Below are 19321 nucleotides of genomic sequence, written 5' to 3'. Positions count from 1 at the left end.
TAGGGCAACGCCTGGAGGCAGGGGAGTGGGAGCGCGTTGGGGGTGGCAGACTGGTTTGGTGACTTCGCTCAACGAACCAGCCCCCGACGCCCCAGCCGACGAGGAGACTCCGGCCGTGCTTCCTGCGACTCCGTTGGGGTCGCTGGCGGCAGCGCGGATCGCCGTCGACGCCCTGATCGACGGCGGCGTCCAGCACGTGGTGGTGGCCCCGGGATCCCGCTCCGCACCAATGGCTTATGCCCTGGCCGAGGCTTCCGCGGCCGGCCGGGTTGAGCTGCTGGTCCGGATCGACGAGCGCAGCGCAGGCTTCACAGCCTTGGGCCTGGCACTGTCCACGGGCTCCCCGGCGGCCGTGCTCACGACGTCCGGTACCGCCGTCGGGAATCTCCTGCCGTCCGTGATGGAGGCCAACCACGCCGCCGTTCCGCTGGTGGTGATGTCCGCCGACCGGCCCGAGGAGCTTCGCGGCACCGGTGCCAACCAGACCACCATTCAGCTGGATCTGTTCGGCGAGCACGTCCGCTTCGCCGCGGACGTCGCCGCCGGCAGCAGCCCGCTCCGCGCGGTGGAGACTGCGCTCGCCGCTGCCACCGGCGCGTTCTCGGACCTCGCACCGGGCCCGGTCCAGCTGAACCTCGCCTTCCGGGACCCGCTGGTTCCTTCGCCGGAGGAGACGCTCCCGACGGCGGCCGGTCGGCAACGTTTCCGGATCGGCACCGAACCCCTCACCATGAGCCTGCCGCCTGCTGCCGAAACCCTGCCGGAGCGCCGCACCGTGGTGCTTGCGGGGCACGACGCCGGTCCGGTCGCCGAGGCGTTCGCGCGCGCCCACGGGCTTCCGCTGCTTGCGGAACCGTCCTCCAATGCGCGCTTCGGGCCGAATGCCGTGGGGCCTTACCGGCTGCTGCTGGAACACTTCGGTCCCACTGCTGCCCTCCCGATCGAGCGGGTGGTGGTGTTCGGCAGGCCCACCCTTTCCCGGCCCGTTGCTGCTTTGCTGGCCCGGGCCGATGTGCCTTCCGCGCTGTACCAGCCGGTTCCGGTGGCCTGGTACGAGCCCGGGCGCCGCACGGAACTTCCGCTGGAGAGCCTCACCGACCTTGCCGACTTTGCCGGCCGCGGCCCGTCCGCCTGGCTTGATGCCTGGCTCCTGGCCGGATCCGCCGCGCAGCACGCACTGGATGGTGTGCTGGCCGGTGCGTCTCCTTCAGGCGTCTCCAGTGGTGATTCCGCTAGTGCCTCCAGTGGCGCCTCCGGTGACGCGGTAGAAGGGTCGAGTCCCGCCACCGGGCCCTCCGTCGGATCGTTGGTGTGGAAGCACACCCGGGGGCAGCTTCTGCTGGGTTCCTCCAACGGGATCCGCGACGTTGACCTGGCCGGCCTCCCCGCGCCCGAGCCCTCCGCCACCGTGTACGCCAACCGCGGCTTGGCCGGGATCGACGGCACCATCTCCACCGCCACCGGAATTGCCCTGGGGGGCCAGCAGGAAACCACCGTCCTGCTGGGTGACGTCACCTTCCTGCATGACGCCGGCGGCCTGCTCCTGGGCTCCGGCGAGGAAGAACCCCAGTTGCGGATAGTGGTGCTCAACGACTCCGGCGGTGCCATTTTCGGACTGCTGGAACACGGCGCGGTGGATGAAGCCGGCCGGTACGGGGACACCGTCGAACGGCTCTTCGGCACCCCCCACAGCGTGGACATCGCGGCACTCGCCGCAGCGTACGGCGTCGCGCATTGCTCGGTCAGCACCACCGCGGCCCTTGGCGAAGCGCTGGCCCAGCCGATCAAGGGCCGCAGCATCATCGAGGTGCGCACCGACCGCCACTCCCTGAGGCAGCTGCACGCGACCATCAAGGCTACGGTGTCTGCCGCCGTCGCAGGAGTCCTCGCCAGGTAGGCGACGCGCCTCCCACCTGGCGACGCGCATCCCACCTGGCGACGCGCCTAATCCCTGACGCGGCCCGTATTTCCCTCGCGCCAGGGAGGGTGCGCGTCGAAAAAGAACAGGTCGGTCGTCAGCGTTCTCCACATAGCGGGGCCTGGACCTGCCGCCAGGGCCTCGCGGCTGGCATCTTCAAGGAATGACAGACCTACCGCTCCTTCTCCTGGCCCGTGACCGCATCCTGCACGGGCTGCGGCCCAACGAATTGGCCAGGCGGGTGAAAGCCGGTTCGCTCGTAAGGGTCCGGCACGGCGTCTACACCGACGGCGCGGCGTGGCGGGAGCTTTACCCCTGGGAGCAGTACCGGCTCCGCGTTCAGGCCGCAGCCGAAACCTTCGAAGGCCCCACCGTATTCGCCCGGCACTCCGCAGCCAGTGTTTGGGGGATCCCCACCATTGGCCTGCACCACCCCGTTCAGGCTCTGGCACTGAAGAACGACGGCGGCCGCTCCCGTGCCGGAGTCAGCCGCCACTATGCGGATCCCTCAACACTGACGGTGGTCCGGCGGGAGGGCCTGCTGGTCACTGGGCGCATACGCACCGTCCTGGACCTTGCAGCGTTCACGCCGTTTACGTCCGCGGCCGCGCCCCTGGATCATGTGCTGAAGCCGGACCGGACCCTGCGACTGCGTGCCCTCAGCAAGGATGAGCTGGAGGCCGGCATCGTATCGGCCTACAGTTCCGCGGCCCAGGGGAGGATCCGGGCGGCCATTGCCTTCGCTGATCCCTTATCCGGTTCAGCAGGGGAGTCCTACAGCCGCGCCCTGATGCATGTTGCCGGATTCGAGCCTCCGGTCCTGCAGCATGCCATTAGCGACGCTGACGGACTGGTGGGCTACACCGACTTCTACTGGAAGCAGGCCAAGGTGGTTGGCGAATTCGATGGCGTGGCCAAGTACAGCAAACCCGAGTTCCTCAAGGGACGCACCCCATCCCAAGCAGTGGTGGACGAGAAGAACCGCGAGAATCGTGTGCGGGCGCTGGGGTTCAACGTGGTGCGGTGGGATTGGTCTGAGCTGATGGAGCCCGGGGGGGCTGGAACGCAAGCTGGCGGCGGGTGGCGTGCCCCGCCGTCGTACGCGTTCTGCTAATTTCGACGCGCTAAAGAGCCCATGACGCACAAATGCCCTGTCGCTAGCGATAAACCACTAGCGCCAGGGCATAAGCGCGTCGAAAAGGTACTAAGCGCGCCTACTCTTCGATTTCGATGTGCGTCGGGTCCAGGACGCGGCGCAGGAATTCCTTGGTGCGGGCCTGCGTTGGTGCGCCGACAACTTGCTCAGCCGCGCCTTCCTCCACCACCACGCCGCCGTCCATGAACACCACGCGGTCCGCCACTTCGCGGGCGAAGCCCATCTCGTGGGTCACCACCAGCATGGTCATGCCCTCCTTGGCGAGGTTCCGCATGACGGACAGGACATCGCCCACGGTTTCCGGATCCAGGGCCGAGGTCGGCTCATCAAAGAGCATCAGCTCGGGGTCCATGCTCAGGGCCCGGGCAATGGCAACGCGCTGCTGCTGGCCACCGGAGAGCTGGTCAGGGAAGCGGTCCGCCAGGTGACCCAGCCCCACGCGCTCGAGGTTGTGCATGGACACCTTGTCCGCCTCGGCCTGGGAGCGCTTGAGCACCTTGGTCTGGGCGATGGAGCAGTTTCGCTTCGCGTCCAGGTGCGGGAAGAGGTTGAACTGCTGGAAGACCATGCCCACCTTGCGGCGCATCTTGTCGATGTCCACATCGGGATCGGTGGCTTCGAAGCCGCCCACCTGGATGGTGCCCTCGTTGGGCTGCTCCAGCAGGTTGACGCAGCGCAGCAGGGTGGACTTGCCGGAGCCGGAGGGGCCGATCAGGCACACCACCTCACCCGGTGCCACGTCCAGGCTGATGCCCTTGAGGACCTCATTGGTGCCGTAGGACTTGCGCAGGTTCTGGATGGACACGCCGGCTGCGTGGATTGTTGCGGTTCCCCCGCCGGAGGAATGTACGACGTCGTTCATTGTCTTCCCTGCCTATCGCTTGGTCCGCGCGGAGCGGCTTTCGAACTTCCGGGCCAGGAGGCTCAGCGGGATGGTGATGACCAGGTAGAAGGCGCCGGCCACCAGGAGCGGCGTCAGTCCGGCACCCAGGCTGGAGATGCCGTCGCGGCCGAACTTGGTGAGCTCGTACTGCGAGGCGGTCAGGCCCAGGACGTAGATCAGCGAGGAATCCTTGGTCAGCAGGATGACCTCGTTGGTCAGCGGCGGCAGCACAATCTTGAAGGCTTGGGGGATGACGATGGAGACCATGGCGCGCCACTGCGGCATGCCGAGGGAGCGGGCGGCTTCCAGCTGGCCCTTGGGCACAGCCTGCAGTCCGGCGCGGAGGGTTTCGGCGATGTATGCCGAGGCCACCATGCCCAGCGAGATCATCACGATGATGGTGACGTTCCAGGAGACGCCGAACGCCAACGGGACACCATAACCGAACGCGATAAACACCAGCAGGGCCGGGATGCCGCGGAAGAACTCGATGTAGCCGGTGGCGATCCAGCGGTACACCGGGAAGCTGGAGAGCTTCATCAGCGCCAGGACGAGGCCGCCGGAGAGGCCCACGATGAAGCCCAGGAACGTGTAGATCAGGGTGTTTTTCAGGCCGATGATGAAGATGTTGGGGAACATCGGGTCGATCTTGCCGAAGTTGAAGACGCTGTTTCCGATCGTCTCCCAGTCGGTGGCCAGAATCAGCGCGGCCACGGCCACAATAAAGATTCCGGCCTGGACGTACAGGCTCACTCTGGCCCGTTCACGTGCGGTCATTGCCAAGGGGTGCTCACATTCGTTGTGCGTGGCTGGGGCCCCGGACGGATGGGGGTACAGCTCGTCCGGGGCCCCAGCTGCGTAGTTCTCAGGGCTGTGAAGGTCTCAGGCCGGCCTGGATGGGGCCGCAGAGCCGGTTACTTGGCGGTGTCGCCGAACCAGGTGGTCTTGAGCTTATCCAGCGTGCCGTCGTCCGTGAGGCGCTCCAGCGTGACGTTGACGCTCTCGGCCATGAGCTTGTCGCCCTTCTTGATGGCGACTCCAAGCTGCTCGCCGGTGGCAAACTTCTCCACGCTCTCGAAATCGTTGTCGTCCTTGATGGCGTAGCCGAGGACAGACTGGTTACCCAGGGCGGCGTCGATGGTTCCGGCCTTGAGTGCCTGGATCAGGAGGCCGGTGTCCTCGAACTGCTGGGCGTCGATCCCCTTCTCGGTGGCGTAATCCGCTCCGGTGGTGGCCTGCTGCACGCCTACCTTCTTACCTTTGGCATCGTCCAGGCTGTTGATGCCCGACTTGTTGCTGGCCACGAGGGCAAGGTCATCATCAAGGTACGGCGTGGAGAAGTCCATCACTGCCTTGCGGGTATCCGTGATGGAGATCGAGGAGATGGACACGTCGCACTGGGTGAGGGCGGTGCCGGTTTCGATCGCTTCGAAGGAGCTGTCCACGATGCTCAGTTCGGCGTCGAGGTCCTTGGCAATTTCCTTGGCGATGTCGATGTCAAAGCCCACCGTCTCGCCGTCCTTCTCGAATTCGAAGGGCTCGTAGGGGATGTCGGAGCAGACCGTGAGTTTGCCGGGGTTGATGAGCTGGACCCCGCCCTCGGTGGCTGCCGGTGTGGTGGTTCCGCCGCCGCATGCCGTGAGGGTGAGGGCACCGGCGGCGAGGATTGCTGCTGCCTTGGCGGCAATTTTGGCCGTGGCCAGGGACTTGAGCTGCATGTTTCTTACCTTTTGTTGCAGGAGTATGCGGTACTAAATCGGTTCATAGTGTAGCCCGAATAAGAGATGTGCATCACAGGAAACTTACTTTCACTATTGGATAACTAAATCACGGCTGAAATCAAGCCCGTAGAACCTGGGGGTGTCTCGCATCCCGGACTCCTCCCAACTGGGTCGCGCTATCTGTCGTTATGGGCCGTCAAAACGACAGATAGCGCTACCCAGTTGGGTGTTCGGTGGCTGGGGGGAGGTGTGGCCGGGTTGGGGTGGGCGGGGGTGGAGCTGGGGCGGATGCACGGCGGCCTGGCGCGGACGTTAGCTGCTGATGCCCAAAGCCTCGAGCATCGGCCGGAACTTGGCCCACGTTTCAGAGAGCTCCGCCTCGGGCTGGGAGCCGTCCACGATTCCGCAGCCGGCGTACAGCCGCACCGTATGCGGATCCTCGATGACGGCGCCGCGCAGCGCAATGCCCCACTCGCCGTTGCCCGCCGCGTCCAGCCACCCCACGGGGCCGGCATACGGTCCCCGGTCCAGATGTTCGAGTTTGCGGATGAGCGCGCCGGCAACCAGCGTGGGGGTTCCGCAGACGGCAGCCGTGGGGTGCAGCGCGTTGATCAGGGCCAGGCACGTAGGCACGTGGCCCTCCACCTCGGTCAGCTCAGCCTTCACGTCCGACGCCAGGTGCCACACGTTGGGCAGCTCCAGAATGAACGGTTCGTCGTGCGCGTTCATAGCCTCGGAGAACGGCGCCAGCTGGGACGTCAGCGACTGGATGGCGATCTCGTGCTCGTGCCGCTGCTTCTCCGACCCGGCCAGGACCCGTTCGGCGTAATCCATGGGAATTCCCGCCTCACCATGCGCGTCGCGGCGGTCCAGTGTCCCCGCCAGCACGCGCGCCTGGGCGGTCCGGCCCTCCACCTGGATCAGCATCTCCGGCGTGGCCCCCACCAGCCCGTCCACGCCGTACGTCCAGCATTCGCGGTACCGCACGGCCAGCTCGCGCAGCACCTGCGCGGCATTCACACCGGACGGAACAGTGGCCACAATGTCGCGGGCCAGCACCAGTTTTTCCAGGGCTCCGGTCTGGATTTCGGCCACCCCGGCAGCGACGGCGGCCATCCAGGCTTCCTCGCTGAGCGAACCCGTGTGCAGCGTTGCGCCGGCAGCCAAAGGCAAAGGACGTACGACGGCGCCACCCGCCTTTGCGGGGACGTCACCGCCGGGGGCATCCCCAGAGGGAACGTCACCAGCCGGCACATCCCCAGGAGTGGAGGAGGCGAGGGAAGCGGCAGAGGTGCTGCCGCTCAGCCAGCGTTCCAGGGCGGCGAGGGCGCCCGCCTCGGTGAGCTCGCCGTCGTCGAACGTTAACTGGGTGAGCCAGTAACTGCCGTCGCGGACACCCACCACAATCTCCGGCACAATCAAGCGTGACTCGTGGGCCGATTTCTTGGAAAAGGCGAAGGATCCGAAGGCGACAGGGCCCGTGCCGGGGAGCTCAACGGCGTCGGTGATGTCGGCTTCCAAAACCAGGTGGCGCCACCAAATGTCGGCCTCGAGGAAGCGGTCCGGGCCGCTGGCCGTAAACCGGGTGATTTCGCCGAATCCCACCAGTCCGGCTTCGCGCCGGGTCCAGCAGAGGACGTCGTCCCGGACCAGAAACTGCGGCAGGCCCCCGGGAGATGCTGTGCCATCCAGGGGGACTGTCAAGGTCTTGATAACGCCGGTGCGGAACGTGCTCGTCATGATTGCTCAACGGTACCCGAGGTTACTGTGTCACCTGGGTATCCTTGGGCACTTTGAGGGCCGCAGCCGGCCGAAACGCCCGTGGTTCGTCGGCCTGCCTAACGTTTGAGACAATGTCATGGTGAACCGAGCATCCTTGGATAAGCGTCCGGACGAAGTAGCCACGATGTTTGACGACGTCGCACCTAAATACGACGTCGTCAACGATGTCCTCTCCATGGGGCAGACCCGCCGCTGGCGCAAGGTCGTGGTGGAAGCGATGGAAGTCTCGCGGGGCCAACGGGTGCTTGACCTGGCTGCCGGAACGGGCACCTCCAGCGAGCCATATGCCGACGCCGGCATAGACGTGGTGGCCTGCGACTTCTCGCTCGGAATGCTCAAGGTGGGCAAGCGCCGCCGCCCGGACATCGACTTCATCGCCGGCGACGCCACCAACCTCCCCTTCGCGGACAACACCTTTGACGCCAGCACCATCTCGTTCGGGCTGCGCAACGTCAACGAGCCCAAGAAGGCCCTTGCCGAGATGCTCCGCGTCACCAAGCCCGGCGGCAAGCTGGTCATCGCCGAGTTCTCCCAGCCCGTGGTGCCGCTCTGGCGCAACCTGTACACCGAGTACCTGATGCGGGCGCTGCCTGCCATCGCCGTCAAGGTTGCCTCCAACCCGGACGCCTACGTTTACCTCGCCGAGTCCATCCGCGCCTGGCCGGACCAGGACCACCTGGCCGCCTGGCTGCAGGAGAGCGGCTGGGAAAACGTGACCTACCGCAACCTCACCGGCGGAATCGTGGCCGTACACCGCGCGTTCAAGCCGGCATCGCCGGACACGGCAGGCGGGCCCGACGCCGCTGCTGCCGCCATCGCCGCGAACAAGGGCCCAGTCGCCAAGCTCCGCCGCAACATCACGCGCATCCCACGCTGACCGGTGTGAATGTTCTGATTGTCGGCGCGGGGCCGGCCGGGTCCACCGCTGCGTACTACCTTGCCCGGGCCGGCGTGCCCGTGACCGTCCTGGAGAAGACCAGCTTCCCGCGCGAGAAAGTCTGCGGCGACGGCCTCACCCCGCGCGCCGTGCGTGAGATCCAGAAGCTCGGCCTGCCGCACCCTGAGTCCGATGGCTGGCGCCGCAACAAGGGCCTGCGCCTGATTGCGGGCGGGCGGACCATCGAGCTTCCCTGGCCCGAGGTCAGCGACTTTCCCCAGTACGGCCTGATCCGCACGCGCCTGGGCTTTGACGAGGAACTGGCCCGCCATGCCCAGGCTGCCGGCGCCGAGATCCTCGAGCGGCACAGCGTCACGGAAGCCCTGCGCAACGAGGACGGCCGCGTGACCGGTGTCCGCGCAGCGCTGCTGGATGAGTCCGGACGCAAGACGGGGGAGACGCGCGAGTTCAGTGCCGACGTCGTCCTCGCCGCGGACGGCAACTCAACCCGCACAGCGGTGTCGTTGGGAATCCAAAAGCGCGACGACCGTCCCCTGGGTGTGGCCGTGCGCACCTACTTCACCTCCCCGCGCCACGACGACGACTGGATGGAAGGCTGGCTGGAACTCCCGGGCCGCGACGGCAGCCTGCTCCCCGGCTACGGCTGGGTGTTCGGCGTGGGCGACGGCACCTCCAACGTGGGCCTGGGCATCCTGAACTCGTCCAAGGAATTCGGCCAGCTGGACTACAAGCAGGTCCTGCGCGATTGGACCGCCGGCATGCCCGCCGAGTGGGGCTTCACGCCGGACAACGAGGTGGGGGACATCCGCGGCGCCGCGCTCCCCATGGGCTTCAACCGCACTCCGCATTACTCGCCCGGCCTCTTGCTCTTGGGCGACGCCGGCGGCATGGTGTCCCCCTTCAACGGCGAGGGCATCTCCTACGCCATGGAGTCCGCGCGCTTTGCGGCCGAGTTCATCATTGACGCCTCCTCACGCTCTCTGGCGGCCGCCGGAACGTACGACGCCGACGCGCACCTTGCGGGGTACGCCGGCTACGTGCGGAACCAGTGGGGCTCGCACTTCACGCTTGGCAGGGCCTTCGCCGCGCTGATCGGGAAGCCCGCCGTGATGAAACTCGCGCTGCGGACTGGAATGCCCGTCCCGGTCCTGATGAGGTTTGTGGTGCGGCTGCTGGCCAACCTCACAGACCCTGCCGCCAAGGGCTTCGAGGACAGGGCCATCCGCGTCCTGGAGTCGCTGGTTCCTGCCACAGCCAATACAGCGACGCGCACCCCAACGCACGCCAATCAGCGGTATCCGCAACAAAAAGTTAGGGTTAACCCGTGACCAACTCCGCAGACCACAGCTGGACGCACGCCGGGCACGGCCTGCCGGACTCCGAACCCAGCCTCAACACCACCGCCATTGCCACGGGACTTCAGCTGCCCGCAGGCTTCGCGGCCATCGCGGAGGATGCCGAGCTGGGCCCCGCCATCACCACCAACCTGGCGCGGGTGGAGAAAAAGCTGCGCGAAGCCATTGCCAACTCCGATCCTCTGGCTGATGCAACGTCGCGTCATCTGGTGGAGGCCGGCGGCAAGCGTATCCGTCCCCTCCTGACGCTGCTGTGCGCGCACCTTGGCGACGCCTCGCTGCCCGCTGTGGTCCAGGCCGCGGTGGTGGTGGAACTGACACACCTGGCCACGCTCTACCACGATGACGTGATGGACTCGGCTCCCTTCCGCCGCGGCGCCCCCACGGCCCACGAGGTCTGGGGAAACTCCGTGGCTGTGCTCACCGGCGACCTCATCTTTGCCCGCGCCTCCATTCTGGTGTCCGAGCTGGGCTCCCGCGCCCTGGGCATCCAGGCCCGTACATTCGAGCGGCTCTGCCTGGGCCAGCTCCACGAAACCGTGGGGCCGGGTCCGGACGAGGACCCGGTGGAGCACTACCTCTCCGTTATCGCGGACAAGACCGGCTCCCTGGTGGCTGCCTCCGGCCAGCTTGGCGCCATCTTCGCCGGCGCCGATCCTGCCTACGAGGACCTGCTGGTGGAGTACGGCGAAAAGGTGGGTGTGGCCTTCCAGCTCGCCGACGACGTCATTGATGTCACCGGTGTCAAGGTCAAGTCCGGCAAGTCCCCGGGCACGGACCTGCGCGAAGGTGTACCCACGCTTCCGGTCCTGTTCCTGCGCCGGGATGCGGCGTCCGGTGACCAGTCCGCCGTCGAACTTTTGAAGCTTATCGACGGCGACCTCACGTCAGATTCTGCCCTGGCTGCCGCGGTGGCCGGGCTGCGCGAACACCCCGTCACGGCCGAGTCGTGGGTTGTGGCGCGTGGCTGGGCTGACGAAGCAATTGCTGCCCTGGCGCCGCTGCCGGAGGGTGTGGTGAAGGCCTCGCTGTCCAACTTTGCCCTGGCAGTGGTGGACCGGGCCAGCTAGTTCCGCGCGCTGAGGTTCTGCGGCCTCAGCGCCAAGTGGGCTTAAAAACGGAATAGCCCCGGCTCGCTGCAACGATACGAGTCATCACGTTGCATTGAACCGAGGCTATTTCTCCGTTCGCATCAAATCCGCCGGAGGCGTTTAGCGGATCCGTGAACAGTCTATGACAGGTTTGTCACAAGATGCAAGCCCCTTGTTACTTCGCTGTCACACGTTTTCACCTTCCTTCGTGGGGCACAGGTGCCGGAATTGCGTAGCTTTTGGCGTCCTCCACAAAGACAAGGCCTGCAAACCCGGGTTTTTGCGGGCGGCTCCGCGCTGAAAGTTACGCATTTCGGGGCAGAAGCTTCGCCAGGATTGTCCACATACGCCGGCTGGACCGTCGCTGCGGTGATGCAAGGGCGTCATTCTTTCCTCGTGGACATCGTCGACTTTCTCCAGCGCCATGGTGGTGCAGCCAGGGCGGGCCAGCTGGAAGGATCGGGTTTCAGCAGGGCAGCCGTAAAAGCGGCAGTCGGCCGGGGCCACGTGCTGCGCCTGAGCCGAGGAGTGTATGTCCTGCCAGGCTCCAAGGGCTTCGGCGAAGCACTCGCGCATGGGGGTCTTCTGACCTGTTTGTCGGCCGCCCCCATCTATGGCTTGTGGGTTCTCAGGGATGCCAGCGCTGTTCATCTGTGCCGAAGCCATCCCGAGCGCGTATCTGGCCTTGTAGAGCACCCACGGCCGCGGCACCCAAGGCATGCCTGGCTCCCAGTTGCCGGCCTCGCTGACGTGTTGCTGCACTCGCTTCGGTGCTTGCCCGAACTGGAGTCCCTTGTAATGGTGCAATCAGCGGTGGGACGCGGAGACATAGCGCTGGACTTCCTCTACTCAAAGTCACCTGGGCGGCGGAACGGCAAGGTGCGGGACGTGCTCGACCTGCTGATTCCCAGAGCGGACTCACTTCTGGAAGTCTTGGCAAACACCCATTTTGAGCGGGCCGGCCTCCGCGTCCGCAGGCACGTATTCATCCCTGGAGTGGGCGAAGTGGATTTCCTGGTTGAGGACTGCCTGGTTGTCGAACTCGACGGGTCCACACACTTTGAACCAAAGGCTGTGAAGAGGGACCAGCGGCGGAACAACAGGAGCGTTCTGGGTGGCTACCTCGTATTGCGGTACTACTACGCAGACGTTGTTCACTCCCCGGACGATATGGTGGCCGAAGTGCTGGCAGTTCTTGAGCTGAGGCGTCAGGGCAGGTTCCATGGAGCCTGACAGGCCCGTTGGCGGCGTGTGGGAACGCAATTGCGTAAGTTTTGCCGAGGTCAGGGGCAGCCAGCCCTGCAAATCCAGGGGAGCCCAGCTGCCCGGGAGCTAAAACTTACGCATTTCCGTGCCTACGACGGCGCCCCGAGGACACTAAGAACCCTAAGAGCCCCTAGTCTTCGTCGTTGAACGCCCACTCGAACATGTCGAAGACGAACTCAGAGAAGGTTCCTTCTTCGTTCTTCCACTGGCCTCGGGCGTTGTTGCGGCGCCACACAATGGGATCGGGAACGCTGAGGTCGCCTACGCGGAAGCCCCAGGTGAACTGCTCTTCCTCGTCCTCCATGAACATCAGGAAGCCTTCGTCATCGACTTCCAGCTCTTCGGGATCCCAGAAGTAGTGGTAGGCCTCCATGAGGTCCTCGCAGCCGCCGAGGGCCTGGTAGAACTCGCGCAGGACCAGGGGAACCTGGAATTGGTGTTCGGCGAGGGCGGCATCAAGCTCATCCGTGGGCAGCCCGTCCTCTTCCTGCCATTCGTCTTCGAGATACTTCGGAACAAGCGCGCGGAATTTCTCGAGGAACATGTCAGTCATGGCTCTTATCCTAGCTAATTTCCGTCCCTCAACTTGCCCTCGTCAACGCCAAGCCGTTGCCAGCCGCGAACAGCCAAAGGAATACGCCAGGACCGGCGCCAGGCCACCACACGGAAGGCGAAAACCACAGCCGCCACCCCGCACGCACTCACTGCAGTGAAGCCGCCCAGAACCCACAGCACTGCGGTTAACACCGCGCCGCTGAAGGCCGGCAGTGCATAGAGGTCCCTGGGATCGAACAGCTGCGGTACCTCATTGGCGGTGATGTCGCGCAGCAGGCCGCCGCCCACCGCCGTCGTAACTCCCAAAAGCACGGCCGCCACCGGGTTGATGCCCAGTGCAAGTGCCTTGAGGGTTCCGGTGATGCAGAACAGGGCCAGCCCGCCGGCGTCGAACAGGGTCAGCAGCGAGGTGAAGCGCTGGACGCTGGAGAAGAGGAAGTAGACCAGCACGGTGGCCAGGACCGGGGGAGCCAGGTAGGCCGGATTGGTGAAGGCGGCCGGAGTGGTGTTGAGGATGATGTCGCGGATGATGCCGCCACCCAGGGAGACGAGGGAGGCCAGCAGCAGCGAGCCCACCACGTCGAACTGCTTCCGGGCCGCCAGGAGGGATCCGGATACGGCGAAGAAGAAGACACCGGCCAGGTCCAGCCATACCAGGGCGATGTCAAAAGGGAATGTCATGGAGCGTCCCGGCGGTTTCAAAGAGGGCGGACAGGGCGGCTCCAACGTTACGCTAGCCCCTATGAACAGCCCCATCATGATCGCCTGCGCCCACGGGACGTCCAACCCCCAGGGCGCCGCGGAGGTCAACGCCCTGCGCGATGCCATCGCGGCCCTGCGCCCCGGACTCGACGTGCGCGAGGCCTATGTGGACGTCCAGCAGCCGGATCTTGTGGACGTGATGGCGTCGCTCCCCGAAGGCGAGACGGCTGTGGTGGTGCCGCTGCTGCTAAGCGTGGGCTACCACGTCAAGGTGGACATCGCCCGGGCCGTCAAGAGCCGGCCGGGAAGCCTCGCCGCCGCGCCGTTGGGCCCGGACCCCAGGCTGGCAGCCCTGCTGGACCAGCGCCTGCGTGAGGCGGGCGTCACCGACCGCGACGCCGTCGTCCTGGCCGCTGCCGGGTCTTCCAACCCCAACGCAGCCGTCAGCGTCGAGGAACTCCTGGGGCACCTGAGCGAGCTGCGGTCCAACAGGATCGTCGCCGCCTACGGAGCGTCCGCCAAACCCTCGGTGCCCGACGCCGTCGCCATGCTCCGCGAGGAAGCCGAGGGCGGTGCCGGCGCGGGGGAGTCCGCCGGCGGTGTTGACCTGGGCGGCCGCGTGGTGATCGCCTCCTACCTCCTGGCGCCGGGCTACTTCCATGACCAGCTTGCGAAGGCCGGGGCCGACCTCGTGACTGCGCCGTTGCTGCCGTCGCCCGTGCTGGCCGAGATTGCGCTGGAACGCTACGACGCCGCCGTCGCAGCCGGTCGCTAAAACCGCCGCCGCGCCGCCCACTAAAACAGCGCGGCGGCCGCCCACTAAACGCCGCCGCCGAAGCACAGCACGCTGCCGTCTTCAAGGCTGTCCGGCGTTTCGTGACGAAATGTTTCCCTAGGTGACCTAGGGTTTCCGGGACCTTTGTGACGCTATTCGGGTGGGCCCTACAGTCGATGCATGACTGATACAGCTCTAGCCGGAGCGTCCGCGGACTCCGCTGCCTCCAAGCGCCCCGCACGCACCTCTTCCCGCCCAGCCGCCAAGCCGCACGGGCAGTGGAAAGTGGACGGCAAAACTCCGCTGAACGCCAACGAAACCTGGAAACAGGAAGACGACGGCCTTAACGTGCGCGAGCGTATCGAGTCCATCTACTCCAAAGAAGGCTTCGACTCCATCCCCGGCCAGGACCTGCACGGCCGCTTCCGCTGGTGGGGCCTGTACACCCAGCGCAAGCCCGGGATCGACGGCGGCAAGACCGCCACGCTTGAGCCGCACGAGCTTGAGGACAAGTACTTCATGCTCCGGGTCAGGATCGACGGCGGTGCGCTCACCACCGAGCAGCTGCGCGTCATCGGCCAGATCTCCGTTGACTTCGCGCGGGACTCGGCCGACCTCACCGACCGCCAGAACATTCAGCTGCACTGGATCCGGGTGGAAGACATCCCGGAAATCTGGACCCGCCTGGAAGGCGTTGGCCTGTCCACCACCGAGGCCTGCGGCGACGTTCCGCGCGTCATCCTGGGCTCCCCGGTGGCCGGCATCGCCAAGGACGAGATCATCGACCCCACGCCGCTGATCGCTGAACTGGGCGAACGCTTCATCGGCAACCCGCTGCTCTCCAACCTGCCGCGCAAGTACAAGACCGCCATCACCGGCCACCCCAGCCAGGACGTGGTCCACGAGATCAACGACTTCGCCCTCGTGGGAGTCAAACACCCCGAGCTGGGCGTGGGCTACGACCTCTGGGCCGGCGGCGCCCTGTCCACCAACCCGATGCTCGGCAAGCGCCTGGGTGCCTTCGTGAAGCCTGAGGAAGCCGCCGAAGTATGGCTCGGCGTCACCAGCATCTTCCGCGACTACGGTTACCGCCGCATGCGCACCAAGGCCCGCCTGAAGTTCCTGATGGCCGACTGGGGCCCGGAGAAGTTCCGCCAGATCCTCGAGGACGAATACCTGGGCTACAAGCTGGCCGACGGTCCCGCCGCGCCCAAGCCCACCTCGCCGGGCGACCACATCGGCGTGCACGAGCAGAAGGACGGCAAGTTCTTCATCGGCGCCACCCCGCTGGCCGGCCGCCTCTCCGGCGCTGCGCTGGTCAAGCTCGCTGACACCCTCGAGGCCCGCGGCTCCTACCGGCTGCGCACCACCCCGCACCAGAAGCTCGTGGTGCTGGACGTCGCCAAGGACCAGGTTGAGCCGCTGGTGGCCGAGCTGGACGCCCTGGGCCTCTCCGCCCGGCCGTCCGTGTTCCGCCGCGGCACCATCGCCTGCACCGGCATCGAATACTGCAAGCTGGCCATCGTGGAAACCAAGGTCACCGCCGCAACCGCCGTCGCCGAGCTGGAACGCCGCCTGGCGGACCTCGCCGCGTCCGGCGAACTGCCGCACGCGCTGTCCCTGCACATCAACGGCTGCCCCAACTCCTGCGCCCGCATCCAGACCGCGGACATCGGCCTCAAGGGCATGATGCTGCCAACGCCCGACGGCGACCCCACCCCCGGCTTCCAGGTCCACCTGGGCGGCGGGCTGGCTTCCACCGACCGGGAAGAGGCCGGCCTGGGACGCACCGTCCGCGGGCTCAAGGTCTACGTCGAGGACCTGCCGGACTACGTGGAGCGGGTTGTCCGCTCCTTCGTGGCGAAGCGCTCCGAGAACCAGACGTTTGCCGAATGGGCACACGCAGCTGATGAGGGGGACCTGCAGTGAGCAACGACCAGTCAACGGCACCGGCCCTCCGCAGCCACGACGAACTCAAGGCGCTGGCCGAATCCGGCGCTGCCGAACTCGGCTGGGACGCACCCGCCCGCGACGTCATCGCCTGGGTGGAGCGCAACTTCGACCTGCCCGCAGTAGCTGTCGCCTGCTCCATGGCCGACTCCGTGCTGCCTGCCCTGGTGGCTGACCAGATGCCCGGCGTCGACGTCCTGTTCCTGGAAACCGGCTACCACTTCCCGGAGACCTACGCCACGCGGGATGAGGTGGCAGCAAACCTTCGCGTCAACGTGGTGGACGTGCTTCCGGAGAACACTGTGGAACAGCAGGACCGGCTCCTGGGCAAGGACCTCTTTGCCCGCGACGCCGCCCAGTGCTGCGCCCTCCGCAAGGTGGCCCCGCTGCGCCGCACCCTGGCCGGCTACGAGCTGTGGTTCACCGGCGTCCGCCGCGACGAGTCACCCACCCGCACCAACACGCCGCTGGTCACCTGGGACGAGGCTAACGGCCTGGTCAAGGTCAACCCGGTGGCCGCCTGGACGTTCGACCAGCTGGTGCAGTACTCCGATGACAACCTCCTGCCCGTGAACCCGCTGCTTTCCCAGGGTTACCCCTCCATTGGCTGCCAGCCCTGCACCCGGAAGGTGGCGCCGGGCGACGACCCCCGCGCCGGCCGCTGGGCAGGGACCGACAAGACAGAATGCGGACTACACGTATGAGCACCCAAACCACCAACGAGGACCTGGAGTTGTCTGTGCTGGAAACCGACGCTACTGAGACGCCGAATGCCGCCCAGGGAGTGGCATCGGGCCTGTCGGAGCCGCGCGCAGGACTGATCGAAGATCAGTCGCGCGGCGAAGGGGCGGGGGCGGCATTCGGCGTCGCAACGCGCCTCTCCAGCCTGGACACGCTTGAGTCCGAGGCCATCCACATCATCCGCGAGGTTGTTGCCGAGTTCGAGAAGCCCGCGCTGCTGTTCTCCGGCGGCAAGGACTCCGTGGTCATGCTGCACCTGGCCACCAAGGCGTTCTGGCCGGGCAAGGTCCCGTTCCCGGTGCTGCACGTGGACACCGGCCACAACTTCCCCGAGGTCATCGACTTCCGCGACCGGACGGTGGAACGGCTGGGACTGAAGCTCGTCGTCGGAAGTGTCCAGGAGTTCATTGACCGCGGCGAGCTGGCCGAGCGTGCCGACGGCACCCGCAACCCGCTGCAGACCGTTCCGCTGCTGGACGCCATCCAGCAGAACAAGTTCGACGCCGTCTTCGGCGGCGGCCGCCGTGACGAGGACAAGGCCCGCGCCAAGGAGCGCATCCTGAGCCTCCGCGACGAGTTTGGCCAGTGGGACCCGCGCAACCAGCGCCCCGAGCTGTGGAACCTGTACAACGGCCGCCACACCGTGGGCCAGCACGTCCGCGCCTTCCCCATCAGCAACTGGACCGAGCTGGACATCTGGCGCTACATCGAACGCGAGAACATCGAGCTGCCGGGCCTCTACTACGCCCACGACCGCGAAGTGTTTGCCCGCGACGGCATGTGGCGTGCCGTGGGCGAGGTTTCCCAGCCGCTGCCGCACGAGGAAGTCATCATCAAGACGGTCCGCTACCGCACCGTGGGCGACATGTCCTGCACCGGTGCCGTTGAATCGGCCGCAGCCACCGTGAGCGACGTTGTGATCGAAGTTGCCGCCTCCACCATCACCGAACGTGGTGCCACCCGTGCAGATGACCGCATCTCCGAGGCAGCCATGGAAGACCGCAAGAAGGATGGTTACTTCTAAATGAGCACCGAGACTTCACTCCTGGCCGCCGAGCTGGAAACAGCCCTGCCCACCACCCTGTTCCGCTTCGCCACCGCCGGATCGGTCGACGACGGCAAGTCCACTCTGGTGGGCCGCCTCCTGCACGACTCCAAGGCGATCCTGGCAGACCAGCTCGACGCCGTCGCCCGCACCTCAGCGGACCGCGGCTTCGGCGGTGCCGGCGCCACTGGCACCCAGGCGATCGACCTCGCCCTCCTGACGGACGGCCTCCGCGCCGAGCGCGAGCAGGGCATCACCATCGACGTGGCCTACCGCTACTTCGCCACCGACCAGCGCAGCTTCATCCTGGCCGACTGCCCCGGTCACGTGCAGTACACCAAAAACACGGTGACCGGCGCGTCCACCGCGGATGCCGTCGTCGTACTCATTGACGCCCGCAAGGGTGTCCTGGAGCAGACGCGCCGGCACCTGTCCGTGCTGCAGCTGCTGCGGGTGGCGCACGTGATTGTGGCCGTGAACAAGATCGACCTGGTGGACTTCAGCGAGTCGGTGTTCCGCGAGATCCAGGCTGACGTGCAGCGGGTTGCCCGCGAACTGGGCATCGGTTCCGCCGAGCTGGGCACCGCGGACCACATCGATGACCTGCTGGTCATCCCCGTGTCCGCGCTCGACGGCGACAACGTGGTGGAGCGCTCCGAGCGCACTGCCTGGTATGACGGTCCTGCCCTGCTGGAGGTCCTGGAGACCCTGCCGGCCGCCGACGAAATCGACACCCAGCTGGAAAGCTTCCGCTTCCCGGTGCAGCTGGTGGTCCGGCCGCAGGGTGCGCTGGCTCCCGACGCCGTGGCTGCCGGCCTGGACGTTGAGGCCTACCGCGACTACCGTGCGTACGCAGGCCAGATCACCGAGGGTTCCGTCAAGGTGGGGGACAAGGTTTCTGTGCTGACCCCCGGCCAGGGCCCCCGCACCACCACCGTGGTGGGCATCGACTTCGCCGGAGCCTCGCTCCAGGAAGCCGCCGCTCCGCAGTCTGTGGCGATCCGCCTGGCTGACGAGTTCGACGTCGCCCGCGGTGACACCATTGCCGCCGCCGGAACTGTCCGTGAATCGTCGGCTGACCTGTACGCTGCCCTGTGCTGGCTCTCACCCAAGCCGCTGCGTGAAGGCGCCAAGGTGCTGGTCAAGCACGGCACCCGCACCGTCCAGGCCTTGGTCCGCAACGTCAGCGGCAAGCTTGACCTGGCCTCCTTCAAGCTCGAAGCCACATCAAGCCTTGAGCTGAACGACATCGGCCACGCGCAGCTCCGGCTCTCCGCGCCGCTGCCGCTGGAGAATTACACGCACCACCGCCGCACCGGAGCGTTCCTGGTGATCGATCCGCTGGACGGCAACACGCTGGCCGCAGGCCTGATCAAGGACCACCCGGGCGACCACGAGGACGAGCGCTACTCCATCTGATTTCCCGCACGAACGGCCCTGCCACGCACGAACGGCCCTGCCCCGCACGAACGGTGTTGTCCCA

Annotated in this window: 17 protein-coding genes and 1 pseudogene; 12 read left to right on the top strand and 6 right to left on the bottom strand. The window is 66.4% G+C overall.

Features of this window, described 5'->3' with window-relative positions; translation table 11 throughout:
* The first annotated feature begins 115 nt into the window (after window positions 1–115).
* Window positions 116–1897 carry a 2-succinyl-5-enolpyruvyl-6-hydroxy-3-cyclohexene-1-carboxylic-acid synthase gene (gene menD / locus M1E17_RS17970; protein WP_457967821.1) on the top strand — a complete coding sequence of 594 codons (1782 nt, stop codon included), beginning with the start codon at window positions 116–118 and terminating at the stop codon, window positions 1895–1897.
* A 184-nt stretch (window positions 1898–2081) separates the two neighbouring features.
* Window positions 2082–3032 carry a hypothetical protein gene (locus tag M1E17_RS17965; RefSeq protein WP_457963289.1) on the top strand — a complete coding sequence of 317 codons (951 nt, stop codon included), beginning with the start codon at window positions 2082–2084 and terminating at the stop codon, window positions 3030–3032.
* Window positions 3033–3132: 100 nt separating this feature from the next.
* Here the strand turns inward: M1E17_RS17965 and M1E17_RS17960 are convergent, their stop codons facing one another.
* From M1E17_RS17960 to M1E17_RS17945, 4 genes are all read right to left on the bottom strand, one after another.
* Window positions 3133–3936 carry an amino acid ABC transporter ATP-binding protein gene (locus M1E17_RS17960; protein ID WP_457963288.1) on the bottom strand — a complete coding sequence of 268 codons (804 nt, stop codon included), beginning with the start codon at window positions 3934–3936 and terminating at the stop codon, window positions 3133–3135.
* 12 nt (window positions 3937–3948) lie between these two features.
* The gene (locus M1E17_RS17955) at window positions 3949–4740 is read right to left on the bottom strand and encodes an amino acid ABC transporter permease (protein ID WP_457963287.1); all 792 of its coding nucleotides are present in this window, start codon (window positions 4738–4740) and stop codon (window positions 3949–3951) included.
* A 131-nt stretch (window positions 4741–4871) separates the two neighbouring features.
* Window positions 4872–5675, bottom strand: coding sequence for an ABC transporter substrate-binding protein (locus tag M1E17_RS17950; RefSeq protein ID WP_457963286.1), 804 nt, complete (start codon window positions 5673–5675; stop codon window positions 4872–4874).
* Window positions 5676–5990: 315 nt separating this feature from the next.
* Complete coding sequence (locus tag M1E17_RS17945; RefSeq protein WP_457963285.1) at window positions 5991–7418, bottom strand: isochorismate synthase; 1428 nt, start codon at window positions 7416–7418, stop codon at window positions 5991–5993.
* Between the two features lie 121 nt (window positions 7419–7539).
* Here M1E17_RS17945 and M1E17_RS17940 point away from each other — a divergent pair, with 121 nt between their 5' ends.
* From M1E17_RS17940 to M1E17_RS17920, 5 genes and pseudogenes are all read left to right on the top strand, one after another.
* Window positions 7540–8337: a demethylmenaquinone methyltransferase gene (locus M1E17_RS17940; RefSeq protein ID WP_457967820.1), complete on the top strand. Its 798-nt coding sequence runs from the start codon at window positions 7540–7542 to the stop codon at window positions 8335–8337.
* Between the two features lie 5 nt (window positions 8338–8342).
* Window positions 8343–9686 (top strand): geranylgeranyl reductase family protein, encoded by a 1344-nt coding sequence (locus M1E17_RS17935; protein ID WP_457963284.1) that lies wholly within the window; start codon window positions 8343–8345, stop codon window positions 9684–9686.
* Window positions 9683–10783, top strand: a complete 1101-nt coding sequence (locus M1E17_RS17930; protein WP_457963283.1) for a polyprenyl synthetase family protein — start codon at window positions 9683–9685, stop codon at window positions 10781–10783. The genes M1E17_RS17935 and M1E17_RS17930 overlap by 4 nt, the downstream gene beginning before the upstream one ends.
* Before the next feature lie 393 nt (window positions 10784–11176).
* Window positions 11177–11287: pseudogene (locus M1E17_RS17925) on the top strand (hypothetical protein); the annotation flags it as partial.
* 315 nt (window positions 11288–11602) lie between these two features.
* Window positions 11603–12037: an endonuclease domain-containing protein gene (locus M1E17_RS17920; protein WP_457967818.1), complete on the top strand. Its 435-nt coding sequence runs from the start codon at window positions 11603–11605 to the stop codon at window positions 12035–12037.
* 163 nt (window positions 12038–12200) lie between these two features.
* Here M1E17_RS17920 and M1E17_RS17915 read toward each other — a convergent pair whose 3' ends face one another.
* Both M1E17_RS17915 and M1E17_RS17910 read right to left on the bottom strand, forming a co-directional pair.
* Window positions 12201–12623, bottom strand: a complete 423-nt coding sequence (locus M1E17_RS17915; protein WP_457963282.1) for a hypothetical protein — start codon at window positions 12621–12623, stop codon at window positions 12201–12203.
* 14 nt (window positions 12624–12637) lie between these two features.
* Entirely contained in the window at window positions 12638–13306 is a 669-nt protein-coding gene (locus M1E17_RS17910) for a trimeric intracellular cation channel family protein (protein ID WP_457963281.1), read from the bottom strand.
* Window positions 13307–13367: 61 nt separating this feature from the next.
* On the opposite strand from M1E17_RS17910, the gene M1E17_RS17905 reads away from it, so the two are divergent.
* The 5 genes from M1E17_RS17905 to M1E17_RS17885 all read left to right on the top strand — a co-directional run bounded on the left by M1E17_RS17905 (window position 13368) and on the right by M1E17_RS17885 (window position 19257).
* Window positions 13368–14102 (top strand): sirohydrochlorin chelatase, encoded by a 735-nt coding sequence (locus M1E17_RS17905; protein ID WP_457963280.1) that lies wholly within the window; start codon window positions 13368–13370, stop codon window positions 14100–14102.
* A 180-nt stretch (window positions 14103–14282) separates the two neighbouring features.
* Window positions 14283–16031: a nitrite/sulfite reductase gene (locus M1E17_RS17900; protein WP_457963279.1), complete on the top strand. Its 1749-nt coding sequence runs from the start codon at window positions 14283–14285 to the stop codon at window positions 16029–16031.
* Window positions 16028–16756 (top strand): phosphoadenylyl-sulfate reductase, encoded by a 729-nt coding sequence (locus M1E17_RS17895; protein ID WP_457963278.1) that lies wholly within the window; start codon window positions 16028–16030, stop codon window positions 16754–16756. The genes M1E17_RS17900 and M1E17_RS17895 overlap by 4 nt, the downstream gene beginning before the upstream one ends.
* Window positions 16753–17817 carry a sulfate adenylyltransferase subunit CysD gene (cysD, locus tag M1E17_RS17890; protein WP_457963277.1) on the top strand — a complete coding sequence of 355 codons (1065 nt, stop codon included), beginning with the start codon at window positions 16753–16755 and terminating at the stop codon, window positions 17815–17817. Before M1E17_RS17895 ends, cysD begins: the two co-directional genes overlap by 4 nt.
* Window positions 17818–19257, top strand: a complete 1440-nt coding sequence (locus tag M1E17_RS17885) for a sulfate adenylyltransferase subunit 1 (protein WP_457963276.1) — start codon at window positions 17818–17820, stop codon at window positions 19255–19257.
* Window positions 19258–19321: the final 64 nt, after the last annotated feature.

Source organism: Arthrobacter sp. D1-29 (assembly GCF_054130585.1).
Note: the sequence above shows the minus strand (reverse complement) of the source record. Positions and strands in the feature narration are given on the sequence as shown.